At 67.2% G+C, this 26,937-nt stretch carries 22 protein-coding genes, 1 pseudogene and 1 riboswitch; of the genes and pseudogenes, 11 read left to right on the top strand and 12 right to left on the bottom strand.

Features of this window, described 5'->3' with window-relative positions:
* Positions 1-613: pseudogene (locus tag ASF16_RS26195) on the top strand (hypothetical protein); the annotation flags it as partial.
* Positions 610-981, top strand: a complete 372-nt coding sequence (locus ASF16_RS26200; RefSeq protein WP_156372075.1) for a hypothetical protein — start codon at positions 610-612, stop codon at positions 979-981. The pseudogene ASF16_RS26195 and the gene ASF16_RS26200, both read left to right, overlap by 4 nt.
* Before the next feature lie 667 nt (positions 982-1,648).
* On the opposite strand, the gene ASF16_RS14005 is transcribed toward ASF16_RS26200, so the two are convergent.
* Positions 1,649-3,655, bottom strand: coding sequence for a U32 family peptidase (locus ASF16_RS14005; protein WP_056168069.1), 2,007 nt, complete (start codon positions 3,653-3,655; stop codon positions 1,649-1,651).
* 234 nt (positions 3,656-3,889) lie between these two features.
* On the opposite strand from ASF16_RS14005, the gene ASF16_RS14010 reads away from it, so the two are divergent.
* The 4 genes from ASF16_RS14010 (at position 3,890) to ASF16_RS14025 (ending at position 7,934) form a co-directional block, all read left to right on the top strand.
* Entirely contained in the window at positions 3,890-5,038 is a 1,149-nt protein-coding gene (locus tag ASF16_RS14010) for a branched-chain amino acid ABC transporter substrate-binding protein (RefSeq protein ID WP_369817154.1), read from the top strand.
* A 140-nt stretch (positions 5,039-5,178) separates the two neighbouring features.
* A complete protein-coding gene (locus ASF16_RS14015; RefSeq protein WP_056168072.1) occupies positions 5,179-5,442 on the top strand; it encodes a hypothetical protein in 264 nt (87 codons plus the stop codon).
* Between the two features lie 7 nt (positions 5,443-5,449).
* The gene (tadA, locus tag ASF16_RS14020) at positions 5,450-6,874 is read left to right on the top strand and encodes a tRNA adenosine(34) deaminase TadA (RefSeq protein WP_056168075.1); all 1,425 of its coding nucleotides are present in this window, start codon (positions 5,450-5,452) and stop codon (positions 6,872-6,874) included.
* 58 nt (positions 6,875-6,932) lie between these two features.
* Positions 6,933-7,934, top strand: coding sequence for an LD-carboxypeptidase (locus tag ASF16_RS14025; RefSeq protein WP_056168078.1), 1,002 nt, complete (start codon positions 6,933-6,935; stop codon positions 7,932-7,934).
* Between the two features lie 39 nt (positions 7,935-7,973).
* On the opposite strand, the gene ASF16_RS14030 is transcribed toward ASF16_RS14025, so the two are convergent.
* The gene (locus tag ASF16_RS14030; protein WP_056168081.1) at positions 7,974-8,330 is read right to left on the bottom strand and encodes a hypothetical protein; all 357 of its coding nucleotides are present in this window, start codon (positions 8,328-8,330) and stop codon (positions 7,974-7,976) included.
* 371 nt (positions 8,331-8,701) lie between these two features.
* Here ASF16_RS14030 and ASF16_RS14035 point away from each other — a divergent pair, with 371 nt between their 5' ends.
* From ASF16_RS14035 to ASF16_RS14045, 3 genes are all read left to right on the top strand, one after another.
* A complete protein-coding gene (locus ASF16_RS14035) occupies positions 8,702-9,631 on the top strand; it encodes an adenylate/guanylate cyclase domain-containing protein (RefSeq protein ID WP_235507374.1) in 930 nt (309 codons plus the stop codon).
* A 75-nt stretch (positions 9,632-9,706) separates the two neighbouring features.
* Complete coding sequence (locus ASF16_RS14040; protein ID WP_056168085.1) at positions 9,707-12,265, top strand: penicillin acylase family protein; 2,559 nt, start codon at positions 9,707-9,709, stop codon at positions 12,263-12,265.
* 22 nt (positions 12,266-12,287) lie between these two features.
* Positions 12,288-13,301 carry an asparaginase gene (locus ASF16_RS14045; RefSeq protein WP_056168088.1) on the top strand — a complete coding sequence of 338 codons (1,014 nt, stop codon included), beginning with the start codon at positions 12,288-12,290 and terminating at the stop codon, positions 13,299-13,301.
* 94 nt (positions 13,302-13,395) lie between these two features.
* Here ASF16_RS14045 and ASF16_RS14050 read toward each other — a convergent pair whose 3' ends face one another.
* A complete protein-coding gene (locus ASF16_RS14050) occupies positions 13,396-14,034 on the bottom strand; it encodes a hypothetical protein (protein ID WP_056168091.1) in 639 nt (212 codons plus the stop codon).
* Between the two features lie 215 nt (positions 14,035-14,249).
* Between ASF16_RS14050 and ASF16_RS14055 the strand changes: the two genes are divergently transcribed.
* Positions 14,250-14,981, top strand: coding sequence for a hypothetical protein (locus tag ASF16_RS14055; protein ID WP_056168095.1), 732 nt, complete (start codon positions 14,250-14,252; stop codon positions 14,979-14,981).
* A gap of 217 nt (positions 14,982-15,198) precedes the next feature.
* Here ASF16_RS14055 and ASF16_RS14060 read toward each other — a convergent pair whose 3' ends face one another.
* From ASF16_RS14060 to ASF16_RS14080, 5 genes are all read right to left on the bottom strand, one after another.
* Positions 15,199-16,473: an acyl-CoA dehydrogenase family protein gene (locus ASF16_RS14060; RefSeq protein WP_056168097.1), complete on the bottom strand. Its 1,275-nt coding sequence runs from the start codon at positions 16,471-16,473 to the stop codon at positions 15,199-15,201.
* Positions 16,474-16,564: 91 nt separating this feature from the next.
* On the bottom strand, positions 16,565-17,650 hold the full coding sequence (locus ASF16_RS14065) for a phosphotransferase (RefSeq protein ID WP_056168100.1): 1,086 nt from the start codon (positions 17,648-17,650) through the stop codon (positions 16,565-16,567).
* A 28-nt stretch (positions 17,651-17,678) separates the two neighbouring features.
* On the bottom strand, positions 17,679-18,398 hold the full coding sequence (locus ASF16_RS14070; protein ID WP_056168102.1) for a Crp/Fnr family transcriptional regulator: 720 nt from the start codon (positions 18,396-18,398) through the stop codon (positions 17,679-17,681).
* A gap of 188 nt (positions 18,399-18,586) precedes the next feature.
* Complete coding sequence (locus ASF16_RS14075; RefSeq protein ID WP_056168105.1) at positions 18,587-19,366, bottom strand: oxepin-CoA hydrolase, alternative type; 780 nt, start codon at positions 19,364-19,366, stop codon at positions 18,587-18,589.
* Positions 19,367-19,439: 73 nt separating this feature from the next.
* On the bottom strand, positions 19,440-20,960 hold the full coding sequence (locus ASF16_RS14080; RefSeq protein WP_056168108.1) for a 3-hydroxyacyl-CoA dehydrogenase: 1,521 nt from the start codon (positions 20,958-20,960) through the stop codon (positions 19,440-19,442).
* 165 nt (positions 20,961-21,125) lie between these two features.
* On the opposite strand from ASF16_RS14080, the gene ASF16_RS14085 reads away from it, so the two are divergent.
* A complete protein-coding gene (locus ASF16_RS14085; RefSeq protein WP_235507375.1) occupies positions 21,126-23,366 on the top strand; it encodes a hypothetical protein in 2,241 nt (746 codons plus the stop codon).
* A gap of 193 nt (positions 23,367-23,559) precedes the next feature.
* Here the strand turns inward: ASF16_RS14085 and ASF16_RS14090 are convergent, their stop codons facing one another.
* From ASF16_RS14090 to ASF16_RS14105, 4 genes are all read right to left on the bottom strand, one after another.
* Entirely contained in the window at positions 23,560-24,474 is a 915-nt protein-coding gene (locus tag ASF16_RS14090; RefSeq protein ID WP_082516977.1) for a thiamine phosphate synthase, read from the bottom strand.
* Positions 24,467-25,279 (bottom strand): thiazole synthase, encoded by an 813-nt coding sequence (locus tag ASF16_RS14095; protein WP_056168114.1) that lies wholly within the window; start codon positions 25,277-25,279, stop codon positions 24,467-24,469. The genes ASF16_RS14090 and ASF16_RS14095 overlap by 8 nt, the downstream gene beginning before the upstream one ends.
* 80 nt (positions 25,280-25,359) lie before the next feature.
* On the bottom strand, positions 25,360-25,557 hold the full coding sequence (thiS, locus tag ASF16_RS14100) for a sulfur carrier protein ThiS (protein WP_056168117.1): 198 nt from the start codon (positions 25,555-25,557) through the stop codon (positions 25,360-25,362).
* Positions 25,554-26,696 carry an FAD-dependent oxidoreductase gene (locus ASF16_RS14105; protein ID WP_056168123.1) on the bottom strand — a complete coding sequence of 381 codons (1,143 nt, stop codon included), beginning with the start codon at positions 26,694-26,696 and terminating at the stop codon, positions 25,554-25,556. The genes thiS and ASF16_RS14105 overlap by 4 nt, the downstream gene beginning before the upstream one ends.
* A gap of 77 nt (positions 26,697-26,773) precedes the next feature.
* Positions 26,774-26,924: riboswitch (TPP riboswitch) on the bottom strand.
* Between the last annotated feature and the right edge of the window lie 13 nt (positions 26,925-26,937).

Below are 26,937 nucleotides of genomic sequence, written 5' to 3' on the forward strand. Positions count from 1 at the left end.
CCAAGCCATCTCCGCAGTCAAAGCGATTGCCATCGCCCAGGCGCAAGGCCAGCGCATCTACACGATCAACCAAAGCAACGCGGCTACAGCTTTGCCCAAGCTGCCGGTGGGTGGTACGGTGGGGCAGGAGATTCGATCAGCGGTGCTGGCGGGTAAGGAGGTGACGTTTCATGAGCGACAAATCAATGCGCACGGGTTCACGGGTTATGGGTATGTCATAACGGACCCTCAGACCGGGTCCGGGGCTTATCTAATTGAGGGGAAAGGAAGTGGAGGATGGTTCTCGCTAGTATTTAATGCTGCGACGGCATTAATTGTAATAATTGGAATTGCTGGATTTTTTGCTCTTGCTGGAATAATTGCTCCGATTGCATTTTTGTCATATTTTACTCTTGCCTTGGCTATGTTGGCTATAGCGTCTGTATACCTTGCAGGAGATGATTTTGATTCGTTTAATTGTGGCGGTTTGGCAAGCTGTAATATTCCAAATGTTATTCAAATAATTGTTGCGACTGTTGGTATGGTTGTTTTGTTGTCCTCGTCTTCGCCTCTGGGCGTTATCTTAGGTCTGTGGGTTGCATATGTTTATTTTAGAGGTGGGTATTTTAAATGAATTATAATTTCGGTGCGCTTTTTTATATTTTGAGTATTTTTATTTTTATTTTTATTTTTAGAATAATAGCCAAAAGAAGTTTGAAATCCACGATTGAATTAAGAGATGACGGATTTTTTTATAAAAACTCATTCATAGAAGCAACGGGGCTTTATTCAGGAATAAAAAAAATCTCTTTGAATAAGAATTTTTTCGGCGCTGATTTGCGTATTGAAGGTGCTATTGAGGTGCGTCAAAAATTCTTCGGAGCTAGCGCGAGAAGAGTAATTCAAATATCTGATTTAAGTGAGAAGATTGCGAGAAAAGTTTTTGCGGATATTAATTGTAAGATTATGGAGCGTGAGAGGTTTCAGTCCGAAGGAGGTTGAGCTCGGAGTTAACCGCTACAAAAATTTTGGCCAGAGCAGTTGACGAAGCTGCCATTGCCGCCCCCATTCCACAAATCAGTTCCCGGTCAGCAAGCCCAACAAGCTGTACAGAATCGTCGCCACGGAATCACGTTCCAGAGGCTAAACATGGACATCGGGCATCTGCAGCATGCCCGGTGGGTCAAAAACGACGACCCCAATGCCGCCATCAACAACAAACCGGAGCTGACCGCCAACGGCAAGACCGCAGCGCAGAATCGGTGGATCGCGTACAACAAACTGCGCGGGCAGTACAGCAGCGCCATGGAACACGCGGTGCCAGAGCAGTTCTGGGTGGACAAAACGCAATGCCGGTANCGGTGGATCGCGTACAACAAACTGCGCGGGCAGTACAGCAGCGCCATGGAACACGCGGTGCCAGAGCAGTTCTGGGTGGACAAAACGCAATGCCGGTACGACAACGAGCAAGGGGAGGTGCAGAACCCTGCGAAGCAGGAGTGCGCCCAAGCCATCTCCGCAGTCAAAGCGATTGCCATCGCCCAGGCGCAAGGCCAGCGCATCTACACGATCAACCAAAGCAACGCAGGCACGGCAGTGTCAAAGCCACCGGTAGGCCGCACAGTGGCACAGGAGATCCAGTGCGCAGTGCTGGCGAATAAGGCTTTGGTCAATGTCTACCGAGAGGCCGAGCCTTGTAGAAGGTCAATGGAAGGTCTTTGGCTTGGTTCAGCATTTGACGTTTGATCTTGCCCACCACGTGCATCTCGCACGGCTTGCAGTCAAAGCGCAGGGTGAGTTTTTCCTTGCCGTTGATCAGCATCAGCGGCTCGGCCTTGATGGTGCCCTGCACGCCCGTCACGCCCTTGGCCTGCTTGGGGCACAGGCTCATCGAAAAGCGCACGCAGTGCTTGGTGATCATGAGGCTGACTTCGCCTTCCTCCTCGTGCGCCTCGTAGGCTGCATCGATCACCTTCACGCCGTGGCGCACGTAAAAATCGTGCGCCTTCTGGTTGAACACGTTGCCCAGGAACGAGAGCGTGTCGTCGGGGTAGGGCACGGGCGGCTCCACCGGCACCGCGCGCTGCAGGCGCGCAAAGTTGCGGGCGCGGCAGTCTTCCAGGTCGGCCAGCGCGTCGCGGCGCAGCGCGTTGAGCACCGACGCGGGCACGAACCAGGGCTGGGACAGCTGCAGCGCGATGTCGTGCACCGCAAAGATGGTGGCGCCGAAGCGGCCCAGTTGCTCGCGCAGGCTGGCTTCGGCCTTGGCGGCATCGGTGGCGCGCTGGTGGGGTTGCTCTACGTCAGCGCAGCCCACGTTGCCGTCCTCGTCGGTCAGCATCAGGCTGAAGCCGGCCGGCGTCTCGCTCAGGTGCGCCCAAAGGCCGATGCGGCGGTCGCTCGACTTTTTCTCCAGCGTGCGCACCCAGTCCATGTCGCGGTTGCGGTTGACCTCGGTGCCCTTGCGCAGGTCCTTGAAGCCGTCCATCGGGTCCTTGGGGTACACGCGCCACTGGCCCAAGCTGCGCGCAGACACGGGCTCGGCCACGTTGATGGCCATGCCAACTAGTTCCTTGTGCAGGTCGTAGTAGCACAGGCCGTCGCCGTTGTGCAGCACGGTGGCGGGGTCGCTCACCTCCAGCTCGACGAAGTCCGGGCCCACCTTGGTCACCCAGCCGATGGCCTGGCCAGGGTTCTTGGGGGTGTCGAAGGCGCCGATGTCTTCCTTGCGGCCGGTCACGAAATAGTCGGTGAACTCGCGGTTGAAGTTCTGCAGCGGGTCGGGCGTGAAGGTGAAGGTGGTGGAGCCGCTGGACGAGCGCGACAGTGGCCTGCCCGCGCTTTCGCGCTCTTCCAGAATCTCGTCGATCAGCGTGCGGTAGTGGGCGGTGATGTTCTTCACATAGCCCATGTCCTTGTAGCGCCCCTCGATCTTGAAGCTGCGCACCCCGGCGTCGATGAGCGCGCGCAGGTTGTCGCTCTGGTTGTTGTCCTTCATGGAGAGCACGTGCTTGTCGTGCGCGATGAAGCGGCCCTGCGCGTCGGTCACCTGATAGGGGAGGCGGCAGGCCTGGCTGCAGTCGCCCCGGTTGGCGCTGCGGCCGGTCTGCGCATGGCTGATGTTGCACTGGCCGCTGTAAGCCACGCACAGCGCGCCGTGGATGAAGAACTCGATGTTGGCGCGGCCCGGCGCATCCACCGGCCCCAGCGCCTTGTGCACCGCGGCGATCTGCTGCACCGTGAGCTCGCGCGCCAGCACGATCTGCGACAGGCCCGCGTCCTGCAGAAAGCGCGCCTTCTCGGGCGTGCGGATGTCCGTCTGGGTGCTGGCATGCAGCTGGATGGGTGGCATGTCGTCCATCGCCAGCAGGGCCATGTCCTGGATGATGAGCGCGTCGGCACCGGCCTCGTACACCTGCCAGGCCATCTGCCGCGCGGCGCCGAGCTCGTCGTCGCGCAGGATGGTGTTCAGGGTGATGAAGATGCGGCTGTTGAAGCGGTGCGCGTGGCGTACCAGGCGCTCGACGTCCCGGATGTCGTTGCCCGCGCCGGCCCGTGCGCCGAAGGCCGGGCCGCCGATGTAGACGGCATCGGCGCCGTGGTTGATGGCTTCGATGCCGATGTCGGCGTCGCGCGCGGGCGAGAGCAGTTCAAGCTGGTGGGGCAGGAGAGACATGGGGCGTGATTATCCCAGCCATGCAGCGATATGGAGCATCCGGATGCGCATGTCCGACTGCGGCGTTGCCACTATTAGCCCGCTTAATGACCCGCCAAGTTGCTATGTTTACATAGCATTTATGCGCCAACAGCGTCTCAGGTGGCTAGGATGCGGGGCCGCGCTGTGCCCCAAGGTGGTGCATGGTGCCGGGCTTGACCCTTAGCCACCATTCTATTTCTGGAGACTTCCAACGTGTTTCGCCGTGCTTCCCGCCCCTTCGTGCAATTGACCATCGCCGCAGCCTGCGCTGCGGCTGCCCAAGCGGCTCTCGCCCAGGACGTCCAGACCGTCAAGATCGCCCACGCAGGCCCCGTGTCGGGCGGCATCGCCCACATCGGCAAGGACACCGAAAACGGCGTGCGCCTGGCCATCGACGACCTGAACGCGCAGAACCTGGTCATTGGCGGCAAGAAGATCAAGTTCGAGCTGGCGGCCGAAGACGACGCGGGCGACCCGCGCCAGGCCACCGCCGTGGCGCAAAAGCTTTGCGACCAGAAGGTGGCGGGCGTGGTGGGGCACCTGCAGTCGGGCACGTCCATCCCTGCAGCCGCCATCTACGACAAGTGCGGCGTGCCGCACATCACGGCGGCGGCCACCAACCCGGACCTGACCAAGCCCGGCTACAAGACCACCTACCGCCTGATCGCCAACGACAGCGCGCTGGGCGCGGCGCTGGCGATCTTCTCCGCCGACCACTTGAAGCTCAAGTCCGTGGCCATCATCGACGACCGCACGGCGTACGGCCAGGGCGTGGCCTCGGTGTTCAAGGCCACCGCGCTGCAAAAGGGCCTGAAGGTGGTGGGCGAGGAGTTCACCAACGACAAGTCCACCGACTTCATGGCCATCCTCACCTCCATCAAGAACAAGAAGCCCGATGCGATCTTCTACGGCGGCCTGGATGCGCAGGCCGGCCCCATGCTGCGCCAGATGGAGCAGTTGGGCTTGGGGCAGGTCAAGTTCTTCGGCGGCGACGCGCTGTGCACCGAAAAGCTGCCCGAGCTGTCGGGCAAGAGCCCCGCGCTCAAGAACGTGACCTGCGCCACGGGCGGAGCGTCCGTCGACAAGATGCAGGGCGGCGCCGACTGGAAGAAGCGCTACGACGCCAAGTTCCCCGGCCAGTTCCAGATCTACAGCCCCTACGCCTACGACGCCGCCATGGTGCTGGCCGACGCGATGAAGCGCGCCAACTCGGTGGACCCCAAGGTGTACATCCCCTTCATCGGCAAGACCGAGTACAAGGGCGTGACCGCCAACATCGCCTTCACCGCCAAGGGCGAGCTGACCACGCCTGCCGTGACGCTGTACACGTACAAGGACGGCAACCGGGTTGCGCTGAACTGAAGCTCTGCGTGGCGGTGAGCGCTTCCCCACCGGGTGGCGCTCTCGCCGCAGCCGCCGCCTTCGCCGAATGCGCCGCTGCCGACGGTTGGCGGGGCATCCCGGTTTACAGTGCAGGCCTGCACAGCATCAGGAGCACAGGCATGCGGGGATTGTTCGGTTTGGTCGGGTTGGTCGTGGTGCTGGGCATCGTCGGTATCGTGGCCAAGAAACAGCTGTCGGCCACGCGCGCGCCGGCCGCTGCGCTGCAGCAGGCGCCTGCGCCGGGCACCGGGGCGTCGGCCCCCGTGATCAACCCCACGGGCAATGTGCGCGAGCAAAGCCAGCAGGTGCAGCAGCAAGTCCAGCAGCAGCTCGACGACATCATGAAGCAGCGCACCCAAAACCTCCCTGAAGCCGACAAGTGATGCGGACATGACAGCCGCAGCAGTGTCGAGCGACGAAGACGGCATGCGCCTGGCGCTGGCCGAGGCACAGGCCGCCTTCGACGCGGGCGAGGTGCCCGTGGGCGCCGTGGTCGTCAAGGATGGCCAGGTGATTGCCACCGGCCGCAATGCCCCCGTGCAGTCCCACGATCCCACGGCCCACGCAGAGATCGTGGCACTGCGGGCTGCGGCGCAGCGCCTGGGCAACTACCGGCTCGACGGCTGCACGCTGTACGTCACGCTGGAGCCCTGCGCCATGTGCAGCGGCGCCATGCTGCATGCGCGCTTGGCGCGGGTTGTGTACGGCGCTACGGAGCCCAAGACTGGCGCCGCAGGCTCGGTGCTGGACCTGTTCGCACACACCGCCATCAACCACCAGACCGGCGTGCAGGGCGGGGTGTTGGCGGCCGAATGCAGCGCGCTGCTCACCGGGTTTTTCGGCGCCCGGCGCAACCAGCAACGTGCCGACGCACGGGCCCGCCACCCCTTGCGCGACGACGCGCTGCGCACGCCCGATGCCGCCTTTGCCGACCTGCCGGACTACCCGTGGGCACCCCGGTACGTCAGCGACCTGCCCAGCCTGTCGGGCCTGCGCATGCACTACCTGGACGAAGGCCCGGCGGATGCGCCGCGCACCTGGCTGTGCCTGCACGGCAATCCGGCCTGGAGCTACCTGTACCGGCGCATGCTGCCGGTGTTTGTGGCCGCGGGCGACCGCGTGGTAGCGCCCGACCTGATCGGCTTTGGCAAGAGCGACAAGCCCAAGAAAGAGTCCGTGCACCAGTTCGAATGGCACCGCCAGGTGCTGCTGGAGCTGATCGAGCGGCTGGATTTGCGCAACGTGGTGCTGGTGGTGCAGGACTGGGGCGGCATCCTGGGGCTGACGCTGCCCATGGCCTGCCCGGACCGTTTTGCGGGCCTGCTGGTGATGAACACGGTGCTGGGCACAGGCGACGCGCCGCTGCCTGACGGGTTTGTCGACTGGCGCGCGATGTGCCGCGACAAGCCGCTGTATGGCGTGGGGCGGCTGCTGGCGCGCGGCAACCCGCACCTGACGGCCGCCGAATGCGCGGCGTACGACGCGCCGTTTCCGGACAAGGGCTATCGCGCAGCGCTGCGCGCGTTCCCCGAGCGCGTGCCGGACCGGACCGATGCGCCCGGCGCTGCGATGTCTCGCCAGGCGCGTGACTTCTGGCAGCACCAGTGGCAAGGCCAGAGCCTGATGGTCATCGGCGCGCGGGACCCGGTGCTGGGGCCCGCCACCATGCACGGGCTGCACCGCCACATTCGCGGCTGCCCCGCGCCGACGGTGCTGCCTGACGCCGGGCACTTCGTGCAGGAGCAGGGCGGTGCGATCGCCCGGCAGGCTGTGGAATACTTCTCGTTTCCCGGGGCCGGCCGCTCTGCCGGCTGACCTGGCCCCGCACGACCCCTCTTTTTGACGGAGCAGGCCCCTTCACGGCCTGAGCGCTTTGCACGACCACGCACACGATCACCACCACGATCACGACCATTCCGAGTGCAGCCACGACCACGGCCCCCAGCACATCTACATCTACTCGCCCTCCAGCGCCGTGCGCGACAAGGCCGCGTTCAAGCGCGGCATCGCCCGCCTGAAGGCGCTGGGCCATGAGGTGGAGGTGGACGTGGACGCGCTGGCCACGCACACCCGCTTTGCAGGCGACGACGACACGCGCCTGGCCGCCATCCACCGCGCGGCGGCCAGCGGCGCCGATGTGGCGCTGATCTCGCGCGGCGGCTACGGCCTGTCGCGCATCCTGCCGGGCATTCGCTACAAGGCGGTGGCCAAGGCCATCGCGGGCGGCATGCGCTTCGTAGGGGTCAGCGACTTCACGGCGTTCCAGATGGCGTTGCTGGCGAAGACCGGCGCGACCTCATGGGCGGGCCCGTCGCTGGGCGCCGACTTCGGTGTGGTGGGCGAGCCGGACGACATCATGGAAGCCTGCTTCGACGACCTGCTCACCGGCCACGGCGAAGGCACGGGCTGGCGCATGAACAAGGAAAAGCCCAACGCCAACACCGGCAAACCCGCAGTGCCCAACGTGTACGTGAAAAGCGCCACGCTGTGGGGCGGCAACCTGGCCGTGCTGGCCTCGCTGGTGGGCACGCCGTACCTGCCGGCCATCAAGGGCGGCGTGCTGTTCATTGAAGACGTGCACGAGCACCCCTACCGCATCGAGCGCATGCTCACCCAGCTGCTGCACGCCGGGGTGCTGGCCCAGCAAAAAGCCGTGGTGCTGGGGCAGTTCACCAACTTCAAGCTCGCGCCCCACGACAAGGGCTACAAGCTGCAGTCGGTGGTGGACTGGCTGCGCACGCAGATCAAGGCGCCGGTGTTGACCAATCTGCCGTTCGGCCATGTGGAGACCAAGGTGCTGCTGCCTGTGGGCGCCACGGTGTCGCTGTCGGTGGAAGAGCGCGATGCGCTGATCTACTGGGGGCACCAGAGCTGACCCAGCCCGGCGTCTGGCCGCGTCGCGCCTGAGCGGCGCTCAGTGCATGGGCGGCAGATGGGGCGCCTGCGGCGGGCGCGGCGACCGCGGCAGTTGGCCTTGGAACAGGATGGTGAGCTCATCGATGGTCCGCTGCGCGCTGATGTCGCCGCGCAGCAGTAGCAGCGTCTTGAACAGATCGATGCGCAGGTACCACAGCGCCTCGATGTCCGCGGCATAGCGCAGGCGCATGCTCATCCGGGCGACTTCGCACCCTGTCGTGCCCATCAGGCTTTGCAGCATGGCCCGGCGCACGTCCTCCAGGCCCTGGTCGCGCACCCACGCCGTGGACGACGGCTTGTCACGGCCGAGCAGGTCGTGCAGGTTGTTGCGAAGGTTGGGCTTGTTGAACCGCATGGCGGGTGCGCGTGAAGGGTTTATGTAACAGGGCCGGCCAAATTAAGCGGGAGCACCCATCGGCGCAAGGGGAGTGCTCCTTGTTTTGCGTAAAGACAACAAATCAACCCGCTTTATTGCGAACTTTTCCTCCATTCGGGTCACTGGAGGCTGAGCATTCCCACAATGCGCCGGGTGGAGTGCAGGACAGCGGGGGCAACCTGTATCGCGTTGAGCATGGCACGTTGCGTCAAAGCGCCGGGTGGTTTCATCGCCCTACGGCGCCTCGGGCCGCGCAGGTCGCCGCAACCATTGTTGACGCTTTTCCCTGTGCGTCAAAAGAAAGCTTGGTCTAAACTGATTCACATGATGTTACTAATAGGCCAGCGTTCATGAGTGTGCTCTCAACGATGGTCTTCGCAGACATATCGGGCAGTGCGGCGCTGTACGAAGCATTGGGCAACGAGCGGGCCGCCGAGGCGGTGACGCAGGTCACGCAATGGATCAGCACCACCATACAAACCCACGGCGGGCGGGTGGTCAAGTCGCTGGGCGACGGCGTGCTGGGCGTGTTCGGCGATGCGGCCAGCGGTGTGGCGGCCATGGCCACCATGCTGCGCCAGCACAAGCTGCGGCAGGACCGCTGGCCCCAGCCGTTGCGCATGGATATCCGGGTGGGTGTGGCCAGCGGCGAAGTGATCGACGTGGACGGTGACTGCTATGGCGATGCCGTCAACGTCGCGTCGCGCCTGTGCGAGCGCGCCGGCCCCGCCGAGATCTGGGCCACCGAAACCACCGTGCTGCTGGCAGGGGCCGGGCCCGACGTCTGGTACCGCAAGCTGGGCATGATGGAGATCCGCGGCAAGGCCGAGTCGCTCATGCTCTACCACGTGGAATGGCGCGAAGACGAAGCACCCGACTCGCTCACCATGCAGGCCGCGCTGGTCAGCAGCTTTGCGCCGGCCGATTCCATTCTGGGGCAGATCCAGTTTTCGTGGCACGGGGTCGACATGTCCTTCACCTCGTCGGACGCGCCCGTGCATGTGGGGCGGGCCAACCACGCGCAGCTGTGCATCAACGACCCGCGCGTGTCGCGCCTGCATGCCCGCATCGACTGGCGCAACAGCGGGTTCGTGCTGACCGACATGAGCAGCTTCGGCACCTGGGTGCGCTTTGACGGCAGCGATGCCCCGGTGCGCCTTCGGCGCGATGCGTGCATCCTGCACGGCACGGGGCGCATCGCGCTGGGCGTGTCGTTCAACGAGCCCAGCGCGCCGGTCATGAACTTCCAGGTCGCAGGTGCGAACGTCCACCTGGGTTGACGGCCGGGCCACTCTTTCGGCATGCGCGCACCCGCCGCGCCGGCCCCTTCAAGACAGTATCGGAGACAGATCAATATGGCATGGATGAAGCGGACCGCCGTCGGCCTGGTGGCGGTGGCGTTGCTCGCCGGGACCGGCGCAGCGGTGTATGTGCAGCGCAGCTTTGCGGCGCTGGACGGCAAGCTCAGCGTGGCGGGCCTGGCGCAGCCGGTGCAGGTGCAGCGCGATGCGGCCGACGTGACCCATGTGCGGGCCCAGACCCCGCAGGATGCGTGGTTTGCCATGGGCTATGTGCACGCGCAGGAGCGCACCTGGCAGCTCGAGTTCAACCGCCGCGTGATGCACGGCGAGCTGTCCGAAGTGTTCGGCCCCGCCACGCTGGAGACCGACAAGCTCATGCGCTCCCTGGACATCATGGGCGTGGCGCGCCGCCAGTACGCCGGGCTGCCGCTGTACGCCAAGGAGGCGCTGCAGGCCTACAGCCAGGGCATCCACGCCTTTCACAAAAAGCGCCCGCAGGTGCTGCCGCCGGAATTTCTGCTGTTGGGCGCCAAGCCCGGGGGCGACCGGGGTGCCGTGTGGGAGCCTGAAGACAGCGTGGGCTGGGCGCTGATGATGGCGCTGGACCTGGGCGGCAACTGGGGCACCGAGTTCGCGCGCCTGTCTGTTGCCCGCACGCTCGACACCGACAGGCTGTGGCAGCTGATGCCGCCATACCCTGGCGAAAAGCCCGCCGCATCGTCAGACCTGGCAGCGCTGTACCGCCAGCTGGGCGTGTACCGGGCCGCCGGTGCAGGGCCCACCGCGGCCGGGCAGGGCAATGTAGTCACCGCCACCGCAGCCACCAATGCGGCGGCAAGCGGCAATCACCCAGGCCCGCTGTCGCGCCAGATCAGCGCCAGTATGCTGGCCTGGGCCGACGAGCTCACCCGCAACGCAGGCACCAACGAAGGCAAGGGCAGCAACAACTGGGTGATTGCCGGCACGCGCACCGTGAGTGGCAAGCCGCTGCTGGCCAACGACCCGCACCTGGGCCTGTCCGCCCCTGCCATCTGGTACTTCGCGGGGCTGCAGGCACCGGCGGGCAAGGCCGCCGACGGCACGCCGATTGCGCCCATCGACGCCGTGGGTGCCACCTTGCCGGGCCTGCCCTTCGTGGTGCTGGGTCGCACCGACAAGGTCGCCTGGGGCTTTACCAACACCGGCCCCGATGTGCAGGATTTGTACCTGGAGCAGATCAACCCCGCCGACCCCACGCAGTACCGCACGCCCGACGGCTGGGCGCCGTTCACGGTGCGCAACGAGACCATCCGCGTCAAGGGCGAGGCCGATGTGCAGGTGCCGCTGCGCAGCACGCGGCACGGCCCGGTGCTGAGCGACGCGCAGAAGTCGCACGCCGAGGTGCTGGACCTGGGCAAGTACGTGCTGGCGCTGCGCTGGAGCGCCCTGGACGACGACAACCAGACGGTGGTGGCGGGCTTCAAGACCAACCAGTCCAAGAGCGTGGACGAGCTGTTTGCGGGCCTGGAGCACTACCACTCGCCCATGCAGAGCGTGGTGGCGGCCGACGACCAGGGCACCATCCGCTTCAAGGCCGCAGGCCGCGCGCCGCTGCGCGATGCCGCCAACGACATCCGCGGCGTGGCCCCGTCGCCGGGCTGGGATGCGCGCTACGACTGGAAGGGCTGGATACCGTACGACCAGACCCCGCAGGACGACGGCAGCAAGGGATGGATCGCCACGGCCAACCAGCGCGTGACGGCCCCCGGCTACCCGCACTTCCTGACCCAGGACTGGGCCTTGCCCTACCGCTACGACCGCATCGCACAATTGATCGAAGCCACGCCGAGGCACGATGCGGCCAGCATGCAGGCCATTCACCGCGACATCACATCGCTCGCGGCGCGCCGCCTGCTGCCGTACTTGCAGCAGGCACAGTCATCCCATGCATTGGCAGCCGCAGCGCAGAAACAGCTGCTGGGCTTCGATGGCTTGATGGACGCCAACAAGCCGGCCCCGTTGATCTTCGCCGCCTGGACGGACGAGCTGGCCCGCGGCCTCATCGTCCCGCGCATCGGCGAAGACCGCTTCACCGCCACCTATGGCAAGCGCGACTACCGCGCGGCGCTGGAGGGCATCCTGGAGCGCAACGACACCTGGTGGTGCCAGCCCGCGACCTGCGCCGAGCAGTCCGCCGCCGCCCTGGGCCGTGCGCTCGACCGCCTGCAGGCGGACTATGGCGCAGACCCGGCGCAGTGGCGCTGGGGCGCGGCACACCCCGCGCTCAGCGTGCACCGGCCTTTTGGCAACGTGCCGGCCCTGGCCCGCTTCTTCGACGTGAGCGTGCCCTCGCATGGCGATGGCTACACGGTGAACGTGGGCCAGTACAACGCGGGCGAGGCCAGCGGCCCGTTCGTCAACCGCCATGCGGCATCGCTGCGCGCGGTGTACGACCTGGCCGACCTGGAGCAGTCGCGCTTCATCTACCAGACGGGCCAGAGCGGCTTGGTGTTCTCGCCGCGCTACCGCGACATGAGCGCCACCTGGGCGGCCACCGGCTACCGCGTGCTGCAGCGCGAGCCCGCACGCTGGGTGCATACGCTCACGCTGACCCCCGACACCGCTGCGAAGTGACGCGGCCTGCAAGGAAGAATCCATGGGTTTCGTACCGTTGATCGACGTCAGCCGCGGCGGCTTGACCGAGTGCCAGCACTGGGGTGCCGTGGCGGTGGCCAACCGCGATGGCCGGGTGCTGGCGCAGGTGGGAGATCCGTACACCGTCACCTTCACCCGCTCCACCATCAAAGCCTTCCAGGCGCTGCCGTTCATGCAGGCAGGCGGCGCCGCCGCACTGGGCTGGGGCCAGGGCGAGCTGGCGCTGCTGTGCGCCAGCCACAATGGCGAACCGATGCACGTGCAGCAGGCCGAGCGCATGCTGGCCAGCGTGGGCAAGGACTACCACGCACTGCAGTGCGGCTGCCACCGGCCGCTGTTCGCAGAGCTGGGGCTGGGCACGCTGCCCGCAGGCTTCGTGCCCGACGAGCGCCACAACAACTGCAGCGGCAAGCACGCGGGTTTTGTGGCGCACTGCGTGCACCAAGGCTTGCCGCTACAGGGGCACCTGGACCCGGCGCACCCGCTGCAGGTAGCTATTCGCGACCATGTGGGGCAGGCTGTGGGCCTGGCGCCCGACCAAATGCCCATGGGCATAGACGGCTGCTCGGCGCCCAACTACGCCATGCCGCTGGCCCACCTGGCGCGGGGCTATGCGCGGCTGGCAGGCGGCGCGCCGGACACTGACCTGCACGGCAGCCTGATTACGCTCGCCGACGCGATGGTCGCGCGGCCAGAGCTGGGCTCTGGCACCGGGCGGCACGACCTGCAGTTCATGCAGGTGGGGCAGGGCGACTGGGTGTCCAAGACCGGCGCTGACGGCGTGCAGGTGGCGGGCAGCCGCAGCCGCGGCGAGGCCTTTGCGCTCAAGGTCATGGACGGAAACATGGTGGCGCAGGTGGCGGCTGCCGTGGAGGTGATGGACCAGCTCGGCTGGCTGGATGCCAGTCAGCGCGAGGCACTGGCCCCGCGCCGGTCCGCACGCATCTTCAATGCCAAGGGGCTGCCGGTGGGCGAGCGGCGTGCGGTGTTCAAGCTGGAGCCTGCCAGCGCCTGAGCCGGGTGTTTGACAGTGGTTCTGCCGGGGCTGTCGTGCGGGCCACTGCGCTGCGCGCGCCGGAATTTGATTGAAAAATGCCGCTACCGATTGACTAGTAAGCGCTAGCAGCTACAAAAATGGTAGCAAACGGCTCCGTGTCGGGCAGCACATAGATCACGCCCCGCGACTGGCCGAACAGCGGTGCGATGAACTGGTTGTAGAACGCCTCGGGCGCATTCACGCAGCCGTAGCTGATGCGCTTGTCCTGCGCACCCTGGCTGGCCAGGCGCTGGTGGCGGCGCTCGGCGGCGCTCACGCTGCGCACCCGGTGCAGCGACACGGCGGCGTCGTAGTCGATCCAGACGATGTCGTCGCCCTTCAAATTGCGCCCGGGCTCGGTGACGAAGCGCCCAGCGGGCGTGGTGCGCTCTTCGGGGCGGATCTGCGACAGCGGGCGCTGGCCGATGTCCGGCGCCGACCGGTCGCCGAGCGCCGCGCCCAGCAGCACCGGCGAGCTGCCCAGCCACTGCCCCTGTGCCGAAAACACATGGATGCGCGCGGCAGGCTTGTCGATCACGGCAAACGGCAGGCCCTGGTGGTCGGCCGTGTCGGTGGCCCAGCGCACCAGCCGGCGCGCCGTGGCCGAGGCATCATGCGGCAATGGGGCGGCTGCCGCGGGCACGGCTGCCAGCACACCACCAGCCGCCAGGGCATTCAGAGCAAAACGGCGGTTCACAGTCACAAAAAACATGTCTTCATCCAAAAAGCGTGCTCACACGCACAACCGCCGAAACTGGCGCGCACCCGGCCAGTGCACCCGTGGATCTGGCTTCGCCAGTCCACCGGGTGCGTCCCCCTCTGGGGGAAGGCGCCGCCAGGCGACTCAGGGGGGCTTTCTATCCACTGCAATGCCCTCAATAATGCCTGCACCTGTGACTCTTGCGAAGCTTTGTGCTTCGGCCCAACATGTTTGACCGTCTCCGCAAAGCATTCAGCGCCACTGGCAGCTCCTCGGGCGCCCCCGGCCGGCCTGTGACCAACCGAGATGTGTCCCGCTGGGCGGCGGACCAGCGCCTGCCCATCGTCGCCCACGCCACCGACGGGCATTTCGACCTGGGCGGCGACATCCACGGCCACCCCTGGCGGCTCGAGTGCAGCACGCCCACGCGCGACTACGTGCAAGGCCTGGAGCTGCGCGGCCGCGCCGACGTGGGCGCCGACCCTGACGCCGCGGTGATGGTGATCAACCGCCCCCTGCAGGAGGTGCTGGAGCGCACCGCCTACGACGAGATCACCGACACCCTGCAGACGGCCATCAGCACCAGCCTGCCCGAAGAAATGCGATGGCTGTCGATGTACGAGGAAGTGACCTGGCCCGGCCTGCCCGCGTCGTTCCGCGACCATTTCACCGTGGTCGCCGAGCGCATCGAGCAGGCCCAGCGCTGGATCCACGCGCCCGTGGTCTCGCAGCTGCTCAACGCGGTGGAAGGCGAGGGCGGCGCCGAACGCGCCAAATCCCCCATGGTGCTGATGCTCGCGCGCGGCAAGGTCTACCTGCGCCTGGAACACACCCAGCGCAGCCTGGCCGAGATCGCGCACGCCAAGCAACTCCTGCTGGTGGCCGGCCAGGCCGCGCTGCAAAACCTGCCCCCCATGTCGGTGGCGGGGCCGGATGACGAGGCGGGGTTCGGCCGCTGACATCGCACACGCGCTTCAAAACCGAAACGGAAACGGAAACAAAAACGGGGCCTATGGCCCCGTGTTTTTTGGTGCGACACGCCCCCGCCCTCCGAAACTGCCACGCCCCCGGCCAGTGCACTCGTGGAACTGGCTTCGCCAGGCCACCGGGTGCGTCCCCCTCCCGCGCGCAGCGCGAGAGAGGGGGAAAACGCGAAGCGGCTCAGGGGGTGCTTACTTAACTTCCGCGAGTGATCGGCACACCCGCATCGCGGCCATAGGCGCCGTACTTGCCCAGCTCCCACTTGGCGATCGCGTTGCGGTGCACCTCGTCCGGGCCGTCGGCAAAACGCAGCGTGCGTGCACCGGCGTAGGCGTATGCCAGCGGGAAGTCGTCGCTCATGCCGCCGCCGCCGTGCACCTGCATGGCCCAGTCGATGACCTGGCAGGCCATGCTCGGGGCCACCACCTTGATCATCGCGATCTCGGTCTTGGCGACCTTGTTGCCGGCCACGTCCATCAGCCAGGCGGCCTTCAGCGTCAGCAGGCGGGCCATGTCGATCTTGCAGCGGGCTTCGGCAATGCGTTCCTGCGTCACGGTCTGCTGCGCCACGGTCTTGCCGAAGGCCACGCGCGACGAGGCGCGCCTGCACATCAGCTCCAGCGCGCGCTCGGCCAGGCCGATGAGGCGCATGCAGTGGTGAATGCGCCCGGGGCCCAGGCGCCCTTGTGCGATCTCGAAGCCGCGGCCTTCGCCCAGCAGAATGTTGGAGACCGGCACGCGCACGTTCTCGAAGGTCATCTCCACGTGGCCGTGCGGCGCGTCGTCGTAGCCGAACACGTTCAGCGGTCGGATGATGGTGATGCCCTTGGCATCGGCGGGCACCAGCACCATGCTCTGCTGCGAGTGGCGCGGCGCTTCGGGGTCGGTCTTGCCCATGGTGATGAACACCGCGCAGCGCGGGTCGGCCGCGCCGGAAATCCACCACTTGCGGCCGTTGATCACGTACTCGTCGCCGTCGCGGTCGATGCGGGTTTCGATGTTGGTCGCGTCGCTCGAGGCCACGTCGGGCTCGGTCATCGCGAAGGCCGAGCGGATCTTGCCTTCCAGCAGGGGCTTGAGCCAGCGGGCCTTGTTGGCCTCGTCGCCGTAGCGGGCGATGGTCTCCATGTTGCCGGTGTCGGGCGCGGAGCAGTTGAACACCTCGCTCGCCCATGGCACGCGGCCCATGATCTCGGCCAGGGGCGCGTATTCCTGGTTGGTCAGGCCCGCACCGTCGTAGCCCGAGGCTGCGGCGCTGTCCACCGGCAGGAACAGGTTCCACAGACCGGCAGCCTGGGCCTTGGGCTTCAAGTTCTCGATGGTGGACAGGGCCGTCCACCGCTTGCCGGCCGCGGTGTTGGCGATCAGCTCGTTCTTGTACGCCACCTCGTTCGGATAGATGTGGTCATCCATGAACTGGAGCAGCCTGGACTGCAGTTCCTTGGTTTTGGGCGAGTAGTCAAAGTCCATGGGTGTCGTCTCCGTTGGTAATCGTGGGATCGTCAGGGCGGCGTCGGTGCCGCTCTATCGTGTGGGTTTCGGTGCAGCTGGGGTGTGGTCTTCATCCGCGCTGCGCGAACGACCAGGCCAGCTCGGCCATGGGCCGCGCCGTGTCGCCCGAGGCCTTGGCCTGCGCGCTCGATGCGGTGCCGGCCTCCACCCGCTTGGCAATGCCCTGCAGGATGGCCGCGATGCGGAACATGTTGTAGGCCAGGTAGAAGTTCCAGTCGGCGCGCAGTGCGTCGGGCGTGGCGATGCCGGTGCGCTCGCAATAGCGGCGGATGTAGCTGTCTTCGTCGGGGATGCCCAGGGCCGCCAGATCCTGCCCGGCGATGCCGCGGCCCATGGCGGCGGGGATGTGCCAGCTCATGCAGTGGTAGCTGAAGTCCGCCAGCGGATGGCCCAGCGTGGACAGCTCCCAGTCGAGCACCGCGATCACGCGCGCCTCGGTGGGATGGAACATCAGGTTGTCGAGCCGGTAGTCGCCGTGCACGATGGAGACGTGCCCCTCGTCCCGCGCGCTGGCGGGCATGTGGGCGGGCAGCCATTCCATGAGCTTGTCCATCTCGGGGATGGGCTGCGTGACCGAGGCCACGTACTGCTTGCTCCAGCGGCCGATCTGGCGGTCGAAATAATTGCCGGGCTTGCCATAGCCGGCCAGGCCCCGGTCGGCGAACTTCACGCTGTGCAGCGCAGAGATCACGCGGTTCATCTCGTCATAGATCGCGGCGCGCTCGGCAGGCTCCATGCCGGGCAGCGACTGGTCCCACAGCACGCGGCCCTGCATGCATTCCATGACGTAGAAAGCGCGGCCGATGACCGATTCGTCCTCGCACAGCACGAACATGCGGGGCACGGGCACATCGGTGCCGTACAGCCCGCTCATCACCGCAAATTCACGCTCGATGGCGTGGGCCGAGGGCAGCAGCTTGGCCACCGGGCCGGGCTTGGCGCGCATCACGTAGCTGGTGCCGGGCGTGATGAGCTTGTAGGTGGGGTTGGACTGCCCGCCCTTGAACATCTCCACCGTCAGGGGGCCGGCAAAGCCCTCCATGTGCTGTGCCAGCCAGGCCGTCAGCGTGTCGATGTCGAACGCGTGCTGGTCGGAGACGGGCCGGGTGCCCACGAAATGGTCGAAATTGCTCATGGGTGGGCGAGGGGTGTGTTGTCGTTCTTCAGTTGTCGGTTTCGGCAATGCGCATCAGCGCATCCCGGTCGCGCACCACCAGGCCGCCCGGCTCGATGCGGATGGCATCCTCGCGCTCCATGGCCTTGAGCTCCTGGTTCACCCGCTGGCGCGACGCACCCAGCAGCTGCGCCAGTTCTTCCTGCGCCAGCTGCAGGCCGATGCGCATCTCGCTGCCGTCCGACAGGCTGGGCACGCCGTAGCTGCGCACCAGGTGCACCAGCTGCTTGGCCAGGCGCGAGCGCAGGGGCAGGGTGTTGAGGTCTTCCACCAGCCCGAACAGCTGCCGTATGCGCCGTGCATGCAGGCGCAGCATGGCTTCGTACAGCTCGGTGTGCGCCGCGAGGATCTTCTTGAAGTCGGCCTTGGCCACGCACAGGATCGTGGTGTCCCCATGTGCATAGGCATCGTGCGTGCGCCGGTCCCCGTCGAAGATCGCCACGTCGCCGAACCAGATGCCCGGCTCCACATAGGTCAGCGTGATCTGCTTGCCTGATATGGAGGTGGAGCTCACCCGCACCGCACCGCGCGCGCAGGCAATCCACTCCTCGGGCGGGTCGCCGCGGGCGGCGATGAGGCCGCCGTCCTTGAAGCGTTTGACGTATGCACATCGCAGGATGTCGTGGCGTAGCGAAGGTGAAAGGGATGAAAACCAGCGACCTGAGTTGATCGCTTCACGTTCTTCGATAGTAAGAATCGGGTCGTCCATGGCCTGTCTTTTGCGTGACTAGAAACAGGACCATTGTCGCGTGAGGGACCTTCGCGCTGCGTCAGGGTTGTCACCTGCGCGTCTGCACGTGCGCGCAGAAAAAAACCCCTGGGTGCCGATGGGGCACGCAGGGGCTTGTGGAGTGCTTGGCACGCGGCGCGGACACCGCCGCGGCGCAGGGCGCGCGGTCACTCGTATCGCGGCGCGCGCTTTTCCAAAAAGGCGGTGATGCCTTCGCCGCCGTTGAGGTGGTGCAGGTTCTTCACGAAGTGGTCGCGCTCGTGGCCCAGGTGCTGGGTCAGGCTGGCACCGGGCGCGTCGTTGAGCAGCTCCTTGATGCTGGCGAGCGCGTTGGGTGCCTTGCCATTGAGTTGCTCGGCCAGCGCCAGCGCCGCATCGAGCGCCGCCCCGGGCTCGGCCACATGGTTGACCACGCCCAGCGCGTGCAGGCGTTCGGCGCCGATGCGGTCGCCGCCCATCAGGATCTCGGTGGCCGCCTGCCGGGGCAGGGCCTGCGACAGGCTCCAGCTTGCACCTCCATCGGGCGACAGCGCCACGTTGCTGTACGCCATCACGAACACCGCGTTGCGCGCCGACACGATGAAGTCGCAGGCCAGGGCCAGCGAAAAGCCCGCACCGGCCGCCGCGCCCTCAACCGCTGCGATCACGGGCTTGGGGTAGGTGCGGATGGTCTCGATCCAGTTGTGCAGGCCTTCGATGCTCTGGGCCTGTACCTCGGGTGGCTGCTGGCGGTTGGCCAGCAGGCGCTGCAGGTTGCCGCCGGAGCAGAACATGCCGTCCGAGCCGGTGATGATCACGCTGCGGATGTCGGCGCTGCCTTCGGCCACGCTCAGCGCCTCGATGCCCGCCGCGTACATCGACGGGTCGATGGCGTTGCGCCGTTCGGGATTGCTGAGGGTCAGGATCAGGGTCTGGCCCTGGCTGGTGCTCTTGAGTTCTGCGGGCATGTGCGTGACCTGGTGGACAGTGGGGGCGGTGGCTGTAACGACTGCTGAGGCATCCGGTCAGAACCGGAGTGCCTCATTCCTCTACGTGCGTGAGGCTCAGGCCGATGGCGCCGCGCCGGCGCAGCCAGGGGCTGGGGCGGTAGCGGGTGTCGCCGTACACCGTTTGCATGTTGAACAGCACCTCGAGGATGTTGGTCGGGCCCCAGCGGTCGCCCATGGCCAGCGGGCCCAGCGGGTAGCCCAGGCCCAGGGTCACGGCGGTTTCCAGGTCCTTGGGCGAGCAGATGCCCTGCTGGCAGATGTCGGCCGCGATGTTCACGATGGTGGCCACCACGCGCTGTGTGACAAAGCCGCCACTGTCGCGGATCACGCTCACGGCCTTGCCGTCGCGGGCGAACAGGGCGTGCGCCGCGTTGCGCATGTCGACGCGCGTGGCCGGGTTGGTGGCGAGCACGCGGCGCTTGGTGGCGGCGTCCTCCACCAGCATGTCGATGCCGATGGTGCGGGCCGGGTCCAGCCGCTCGACCACGGCGACGGTGGTCACGTCAAAGCCCAGCGGCGCGACCAGTGTGAGGGCGTGGGGCGAAGGCGACTGGCCGGTTTCGATGTTCGCGCCCAGATCCTTGAGCAACTGGTACAGCTCGGCACGCCGCGCGGCGCGGGGAGACACCCACACGGGGGGCATGTCGGCCACTACGGGCACGGGGGGCTCGGCGGGCACCTGGGCCGCGCCGTCTGCGTACTTGTAGAACCCTTCGCCCACCTTCTTGCCGACCATGCCCCCGGCCAGGCGCTGCGCGGTGATCACGCTGGGCCGAAAGCGTGGCTCGTCGTAGTACTGGCGGTAGATGGATTCCATCACCGGGTGCGACACGTCCAGCGCCGTCAGGTCCATCAGCTCGAAGGGCCCGAGCTTGAAGCCCACCTGGTCGCGCAGGATGCGGTCGATGGTGGCGAAGTCGGTCACGCCTTCGCCCACGATGCGCAGCGCCTCGGTGCCAAAGCCGCGCCCGGCGTGGTTGACGATGAAGCCCGGCGTGTCCTGCGCCTGCACCGGGGTGTGGCCCATCTGCTTGGCATAGGCCGCAAGCGCGGTGCACACTGCCGCATCGGTCTTGAGCCCGGCGATCACCTCGACCACCTTCATGAGCGGCACGGGGTTGAAGAAATGAAAGCCCGCCAGGCGCTCGGGCCGCTGCAGGCCCGCGGCAATCGCGGTGACGGACAGCGAGGATGTGTTGGTGGCCAGCACCGCGTCGCTGCGCACCACGGCTTCGAGCTCGGCAAACAGCGTCTTCTTGACATCCAGGCGCTCCACGATGGCTTCGACCACCAGATCGCAGCCCGCCAGGTCGGCCACCGCCTGCACCGGGTGCAGCCGCGCGGCCAGGGCCGTGGCCTCGTCGGCCTCGATGCGGCCCTTGGCCACCAGCTTGGCCCACTGCTCCTGCAGCGCGGCCTGGGCCGCCTGGGCTGCGCCGGGGTTGGCGTCCAGCAGAAATACCTGGCTGCCGGCCTGCGCGGCGATCTGTGCAACGCCCCGACCCATGGCGCCGGTGCCTACGATTCCGATGTTGGGAAACTGAATTTTCATAGCGCCATTATGGCTCTGGCGTTGAGCGGGACTTATGTGCAAGAATGGGCCGCACCATAAATAGAACTTATTGTGAAAATCCGTAACACCGTACTTGGAGCCGGGCTGTGGGTGGTTGCTGCGGGCGCCGGTGCACTCTCGCTTGGCGGCAGCAGAGGCACAGTGGTGTTGGGTGCGCCCCTCGATGTGTCGTTCGACGTGCAGCCGGACCCCGGCGCTGATGTCGCATCGTCGTGCGTGTCGGCCCAGGTGAAGGCCGGCGACACCCCCATCGGCGACGCCAGGGTTCGCATCACGCCGCTGCCCGAGATGCGCGGCCGCTCGCCAGCCGTGCGTGTGCAGGCCAGTGTGGCCATCGATGAGCCTGTGCTCACCGTCACGCTGTCTGCAGGCTGCAGCAGCAAGATCACCCGGACCTACACCTTTCTCTCCGAGCTGCCGGCCACCGTGGCGCGATCGACAAGCCCGGTCGATGTGGCCAGGCTGTCGTCCGCGCCCCTGAGCTCGTCGGACGCAGCACGCGCCGCAGCGGGTGCCAACGCTGCCGCAGCGCCCGGCGCTGGTACTGCAGCACAACGTGCATCCGCAGGCTCTGCACCCGATGCAGCGCCCAATACGACGCTAAATGCGGCGCCCAATGCTGCAGCCGGTACACCCCCCACCCGCGCCGCAGCGGCCAGCCGGCCTGTGGCGCCGCGTGCTGCCGCCAACCCCGCGCCGGCCCGCAGCGTGCCGTCGCGCCAGCCTGCCGCTGCAGCGCCCAAGGCCGCCGAGCGCTCACGCCTGGTCGTGGAGCCGCTGGACCTCTGGCTCGACCGCCCCGTGGCGTTGCGCACGTCCCCCGAGCTGCTGGTCACGCCGTCGGACCAACCCTCTGCACAACGGGCCCAGGCCGCCGCCGTGTGGAAGGCGCTGAACGCGCAACCCGAAGACATCAACCAGGACGCGGACCGCCTGAAGGCGGTGGAGGCCGACATGGCCGCGCTGCGTGCCCAGGCCAGCCGCGACCGCGCCAGTGCCGCGCAGGTGCAGCAGCAACTGGAGCAGGCCCAGGAAGAGCGCTTCCCGGCGATGGTGGTGTATGTACTGGGCGGCCTGCTGGCCGCCGCGCTGCTGCTGGTGGCATGGGTGCTGGTGCGGCTGCGCACCAACTCCGAAAAGGCCATCCGCGACTGGCGCGATTCCGTCGCAGCGCTGGGCGGGCGCGACCCGGCACTTGCCGCCCGTGAAGCGGTGCTGGGCCTCACGCCCCATCCGGGCGATACCTGGTTGCCACCGGACACCACGCCCGGTGCCGCGCAGCAGGCGGGCCCTGCCGCGGCACCGCCTGCGCGCGGGCCCAAGCTGAGTTCTGGCGCCGCGCCGCTGGTGCCGTCGTTCGTGGACACCAATCCAGCACCCACTGCCACGGCGCCGACGCTGGCTAGAACATCGGGCGTCGCCCCTGCCATCGCACCCGCCGTGGCCACGGGCGCAGCCCCCGCGGTGGCTCCTGCGACTGCCAGCAAGACCGCATTGCACATCGTCAGCCCCGAAGAGCTGTTCGACATTCAGCAGCAGGCCGAGTTTTTCATCTCCGTGGGCGAGCACCACCAGGCCATCGAGGTGCTCAAGAAGCACATCGCAGAGCGCGGCGACGTCTCGCCGCTGGCTTACCTGGAGCTGCTGCGGCTGTACCACACGCTGAGCCGGGTGGAAGAGTTCGCGCAGCTGCGAAAGCAGTTCATGCAGTCGTTCAATGCGCAGGTGCCGGAGTTCACCGGCTTTCACCGCACGGGGCGCATGCTGTACCACTACACCGATGCGCTCGCCGAGATCGAGGCGGAGTGGACGTCCCCTTCCGTGATGGCGCTGCTGGAGAAGTTTTTGTTCCGGCGCGATGGCGTAGGCGCCATCGAGCCCTTCGACATGGCCGCCTACGACGAGCTGCTGCTGTTGCTGGCCATCGCGCAGACCACCCCGGCTTCTGCACGGGGCGATGCGGCGTCGCCACGCCAGCGCACCACGCCGCTGGCACCAGACCGCATGGACTCGGTGGTGATGCCCGAGCCGCCTGCACAGCCTGCCGCCAAGCGCGACGACCTGCCGCTCGATTCGCTGGCGGCCAGCCTGGAGTTTGAATTTGACGAGTCGCTGCGCACGCCGCGCGCCGTGCAGCCACCAGAGCCGCCAGCGGCCACGCGTCCCCCCGTGGTGGCGCCCGGCGTCGCGGTGGACACACGGGGCGCGCCGCTGGACCTGGACTTGTCCGAGCCTCCCCACCTCACCCTCAGCGACTTGCCGGCCGTGCCGGTCACTCCCCCTCCGCCATCGGGCGGGGCCGTCGGCTTTGGCATGGGCAACGACCTGATGGAACTGCGGCTGGAGCTGGAGCACAAGGAAAACTACCCCAAGGGCCGTCCCTGAGCCTGAGGGGCTGACGGTGCGGGGCTGAAGGCTCGCTGGCCTGTGCTGGGTGCAGCGCACACCGGGCTGGAGCGCGCTACTGGGCATAGGTTCAGCGGCCCAGCAGTTCAGCAGCTTGGTAATCTATCCATGCCGCTCCAGCGGGCGATATACCCAACGCCGCCGCGGGCCGCAGCCCGCAGGGCCCTCTGGTTCAGGCGGCGCCGCCTGCCACCTGCATCGCGCGCATCAGCGCTGTGGCTTCGGCCTCCGGGTCGGGCGCATTGACCAGCGCTCTCACCACCGCGATCGACCCCACGCCGGTCGCCAGGACCTCCGCGAACTGACCGGCGCCAATGCCGCCGATGGCCACCTGCGGGTAGTGGCGCAGCAGCCGCGCGTACACGCCCAGGCGGCCCACGCCCTGGGGCGCGGTGGCCATCTTCTTGAGCGTGGTGGGGAACACGGCGCCCATGGCGATGTAGCTCGGGCCCACGGCATCCGCGCGCACCATTTCGGCATAGCCATGGGTGCTCACGCCCAGGCGCAGGCCGGACGCGCGCAGGGCCTGCAGGTCGGCCGCGCTGAGCGCATCCAGGTCTTCCTGGCCCAGGTGGATGCCGTAGGCACCCGCGGCGATGGCCGCCTGCCAGTGGTCGTTGATGAACAGCAGCGCGGACGTGCCCAGCACGGCCTGCACGGCGGCCCGCACTTCGCGGTCGATGGCCGCCGCGTCGTCGGACTTGAAGCGCAGTTGCACCGTGGGCACGCCCGCGCGGGCCATGCGGCCCACCCAGTCGGCGTCGGGCAGCACGGCGTACAGGCCCAGGTGCTGCGGGCAGGGGGCGAATGCCTGCGCGCGCGGCACGGGCTGCAGGTCAAAGTCCTCGGGCGCGTCGGGCCAGATTTCGGGCTGCACGGCGCCGGTGCGCTCGGTGCGGGCCTGCCAGGCCTGCGCCACGCATTCGGCGTCGTGGGCAATGAAACCCAGCGTGCTGCAGGCCTGCAGTGCCGCCAGATAGGCCGGGTCCTGCCGGGTGGGGGCAGGCGCCGCCTGGGGCGCAAAGCCCGCGAAGGTGGCGGCGTGGTGCGCAACGATCTGTTGCGCCAGGGCTTTCGTATCAAGCATCTTGAGCATGGTGCCAAAAAGGGGTGCCCAGCACGGGCGTGCTGGGCTGGGCGGCATCCTGCGCCGACATGGCGCCGGCCCGGCGCGCGGTGCGCCCGGCGTTCACCGCGTCGGCAAACGCGCCGGCCATGGCCACCGGGTCTTGCGCCAGGGCGACGGCGGTGTTCAGCAGCACGCCGTCGTAGCCCCATTCCATCACTTGGCAGGCGTGCGACGGCAGGCCCAGCCCGGCGTCCACCAGCATGGGCACGTTCAGCCGCTCGCGCAGCGTCTGCAGCGCATACGGGTTGACGGGGCCGCGCCCGGTGCCGATGGGCGCGGCCCAGGGCATGACGGCCTGGCAGCCCACGTCCACCAGGCGCTGGCACAGCACCAGGTCTTCGGTGCAGTAGGGCAGCACCTGAAAACCTTCCTTGATGAGGTGTTCGGCCACGCCCACCAGGTTGAGCGTGTCGGGCTGCAGGGTGTAGTCGTCGCCGATCAGCTCCAGCTTGATCCACGGCGTGTCGAACACCTCGCGCGCCATCTGCGCGGTGGTGATGGCCTCTTGCGCGCTGTGGCAGCCGGCGGTGTTGGGCAGCACCGGCACGTTGAGCTTGCGCAGCAGCTCCCAGAAGCTGTTGCCGCTCTCGGCCGGGTTGCTGCCCTGGCGGCGCAGCGACGCCGTGACCATGGCCGGCTGCGCGCGCTGCACGGCGGCCTCCAGCACGGCGGGCGAGGGGTAGCGGGAGGTGCCCAGCAGCAGCCGGCTGGCAAACTGCTGGCCGTACAGCACCAGGGGGTCGTGGGGCGTCGGGGTGGTCATGTCTGTACTATGAATTTGATAGCTGTTGGCGCTTGCTGGATCAGCGGTAGGGGCCGATTTTGCTCGAATTTGAGGGTGGATCAGCCCCCCGTCACGGGCGAGATGACCTCCACCCGGTCGCCCGGCTGCAGCGTGTGGGCGGCATAACGTGTGTTGGGCACAAAGGTGGTGTTCACCGCCACGGCGAACGGGGGCCGCGCGGCGATGGCGGCCACGGCGTCGGCCACGGTGGCGCCCTCGGGCAGGTCGTGCGGGGTCTGGTTGATGGAGATGTTCATGCGATGGCGCGGGCTGCTGATTCTGTGGCGCCGGCCGGGCCCTGTGGGGTGGGCTCCAGGTCCAGCGTCAGGTCAAAACGTTGCGAAAGCTGCGATTGTCCCGCGTTCAGCACCTCCAGCGTCACATCCAGCAGGGCGGGCGCGATCATGAAGCCGTGGCGGTACAGGCCGTTGATCTCCAGCACGCCGGGACGCGGCTGGCGGATAGCGGGCAGGTTGTCGGGCAAGGTGGGGCGGCACTGCGTGGCCAACTCCAGAATACGGCCTTCGCCAAAACCCGGGTGCACGGCGTAGGCGGCAGACAGCAGCTCCAGCGTGGAGCGCACGCTGGCAGGCGACAGGTCGTCAGACTCGATCTCGGTGGCGCCGATGACGAACAGGTGGTCTTCCTTCGGCGCGATGTAGATGGGGTAGCGCGGGTGCACGAGCCGCGTGGGGCGCTGCAGCGTCACGTCGGGGGCGTGGATGCGCGCCACTTCGCCGCGAACGCCGCGCAGCGCGGCCCACTGGGGCCGGGCGCCCAGGCCGCGGCAGTCGAGCACCCAGTCGGGCTGGCCCGGCTGGCCGGGGGCAAAGGCGTCGGGCGAGCGGGGTGCGTGCCAGTGGGTGCGCACTGCCAGCCGCTGCATCTCCACCACCAGGGCGGCGAGCAGCTGGCGGTTGTCCAGCTGGCCTTCGCCGGGCAGGTACAGGCCCTGCGCAAACCGGTGGGCCAGCGTGGGCTCGGCCTGGGCCAGGCCGGTGGCATCGAGCTTTTGCAGGCTGGGCAGCTCCGGCACGGTGCGCTGGTTGGTCTCCAGCTGGCGCGTCAGGCGCTGGGCCTCGGCGGCATCCTGACGGTGCCAGACGATGAGGGTGCCCGCCTGCTGGAAGAACACCGGCTCGGCCAGCGGCGCCAGCAGCTGAGGCCAGCGGGTGAGGGCGTGGTGGCCCATGCGCACCACGCCGGGCTCGGTGATGGCCGATTCGGCCAGGGGCGCCAGCATGGCCGCCGCCACGGTGGCGGCCGAGCCTTCGGCGGCCGGGCCGCCGGCGTCGTAGATGTCGACACGGTGCCCCTGGCGGGCCAGCTCCACGGCCAGAAGACGGCCCATGAGGCCTGCGCCCAGGATGGCAAAGGAAGAGGGTGACAGGGGCATAGGCGATTCGTGTGTCCGTGGGCTGCAGGCCAGGCGCGACGACAGTGCGAGCCAGGGTGCAAGGACAAAACGGGGCTGTGCCGTTGGTGGAAACTCCCCACGCCAGCATGACCTGGATCGGGTAGCGGGGCGGTTGCATGCCGGTGGCGATGCGGGGCCCCAGGGTATTTCTCAGTCCCCTTGCCGGCCATGCATCCATGACCGGGCGGGACACCCCTGTTTCGTCCGGAAAAATCAATTA

The sequence above is a fragment of the Acidovorax sp. Leaf78 genome, assembly GCF_001422735.1.
GTDB lineage: Bacteria > Pseudomonadota > Gammaproteobacteria > Burkholderiales > Burkholderiaceae_C > Acidovorax.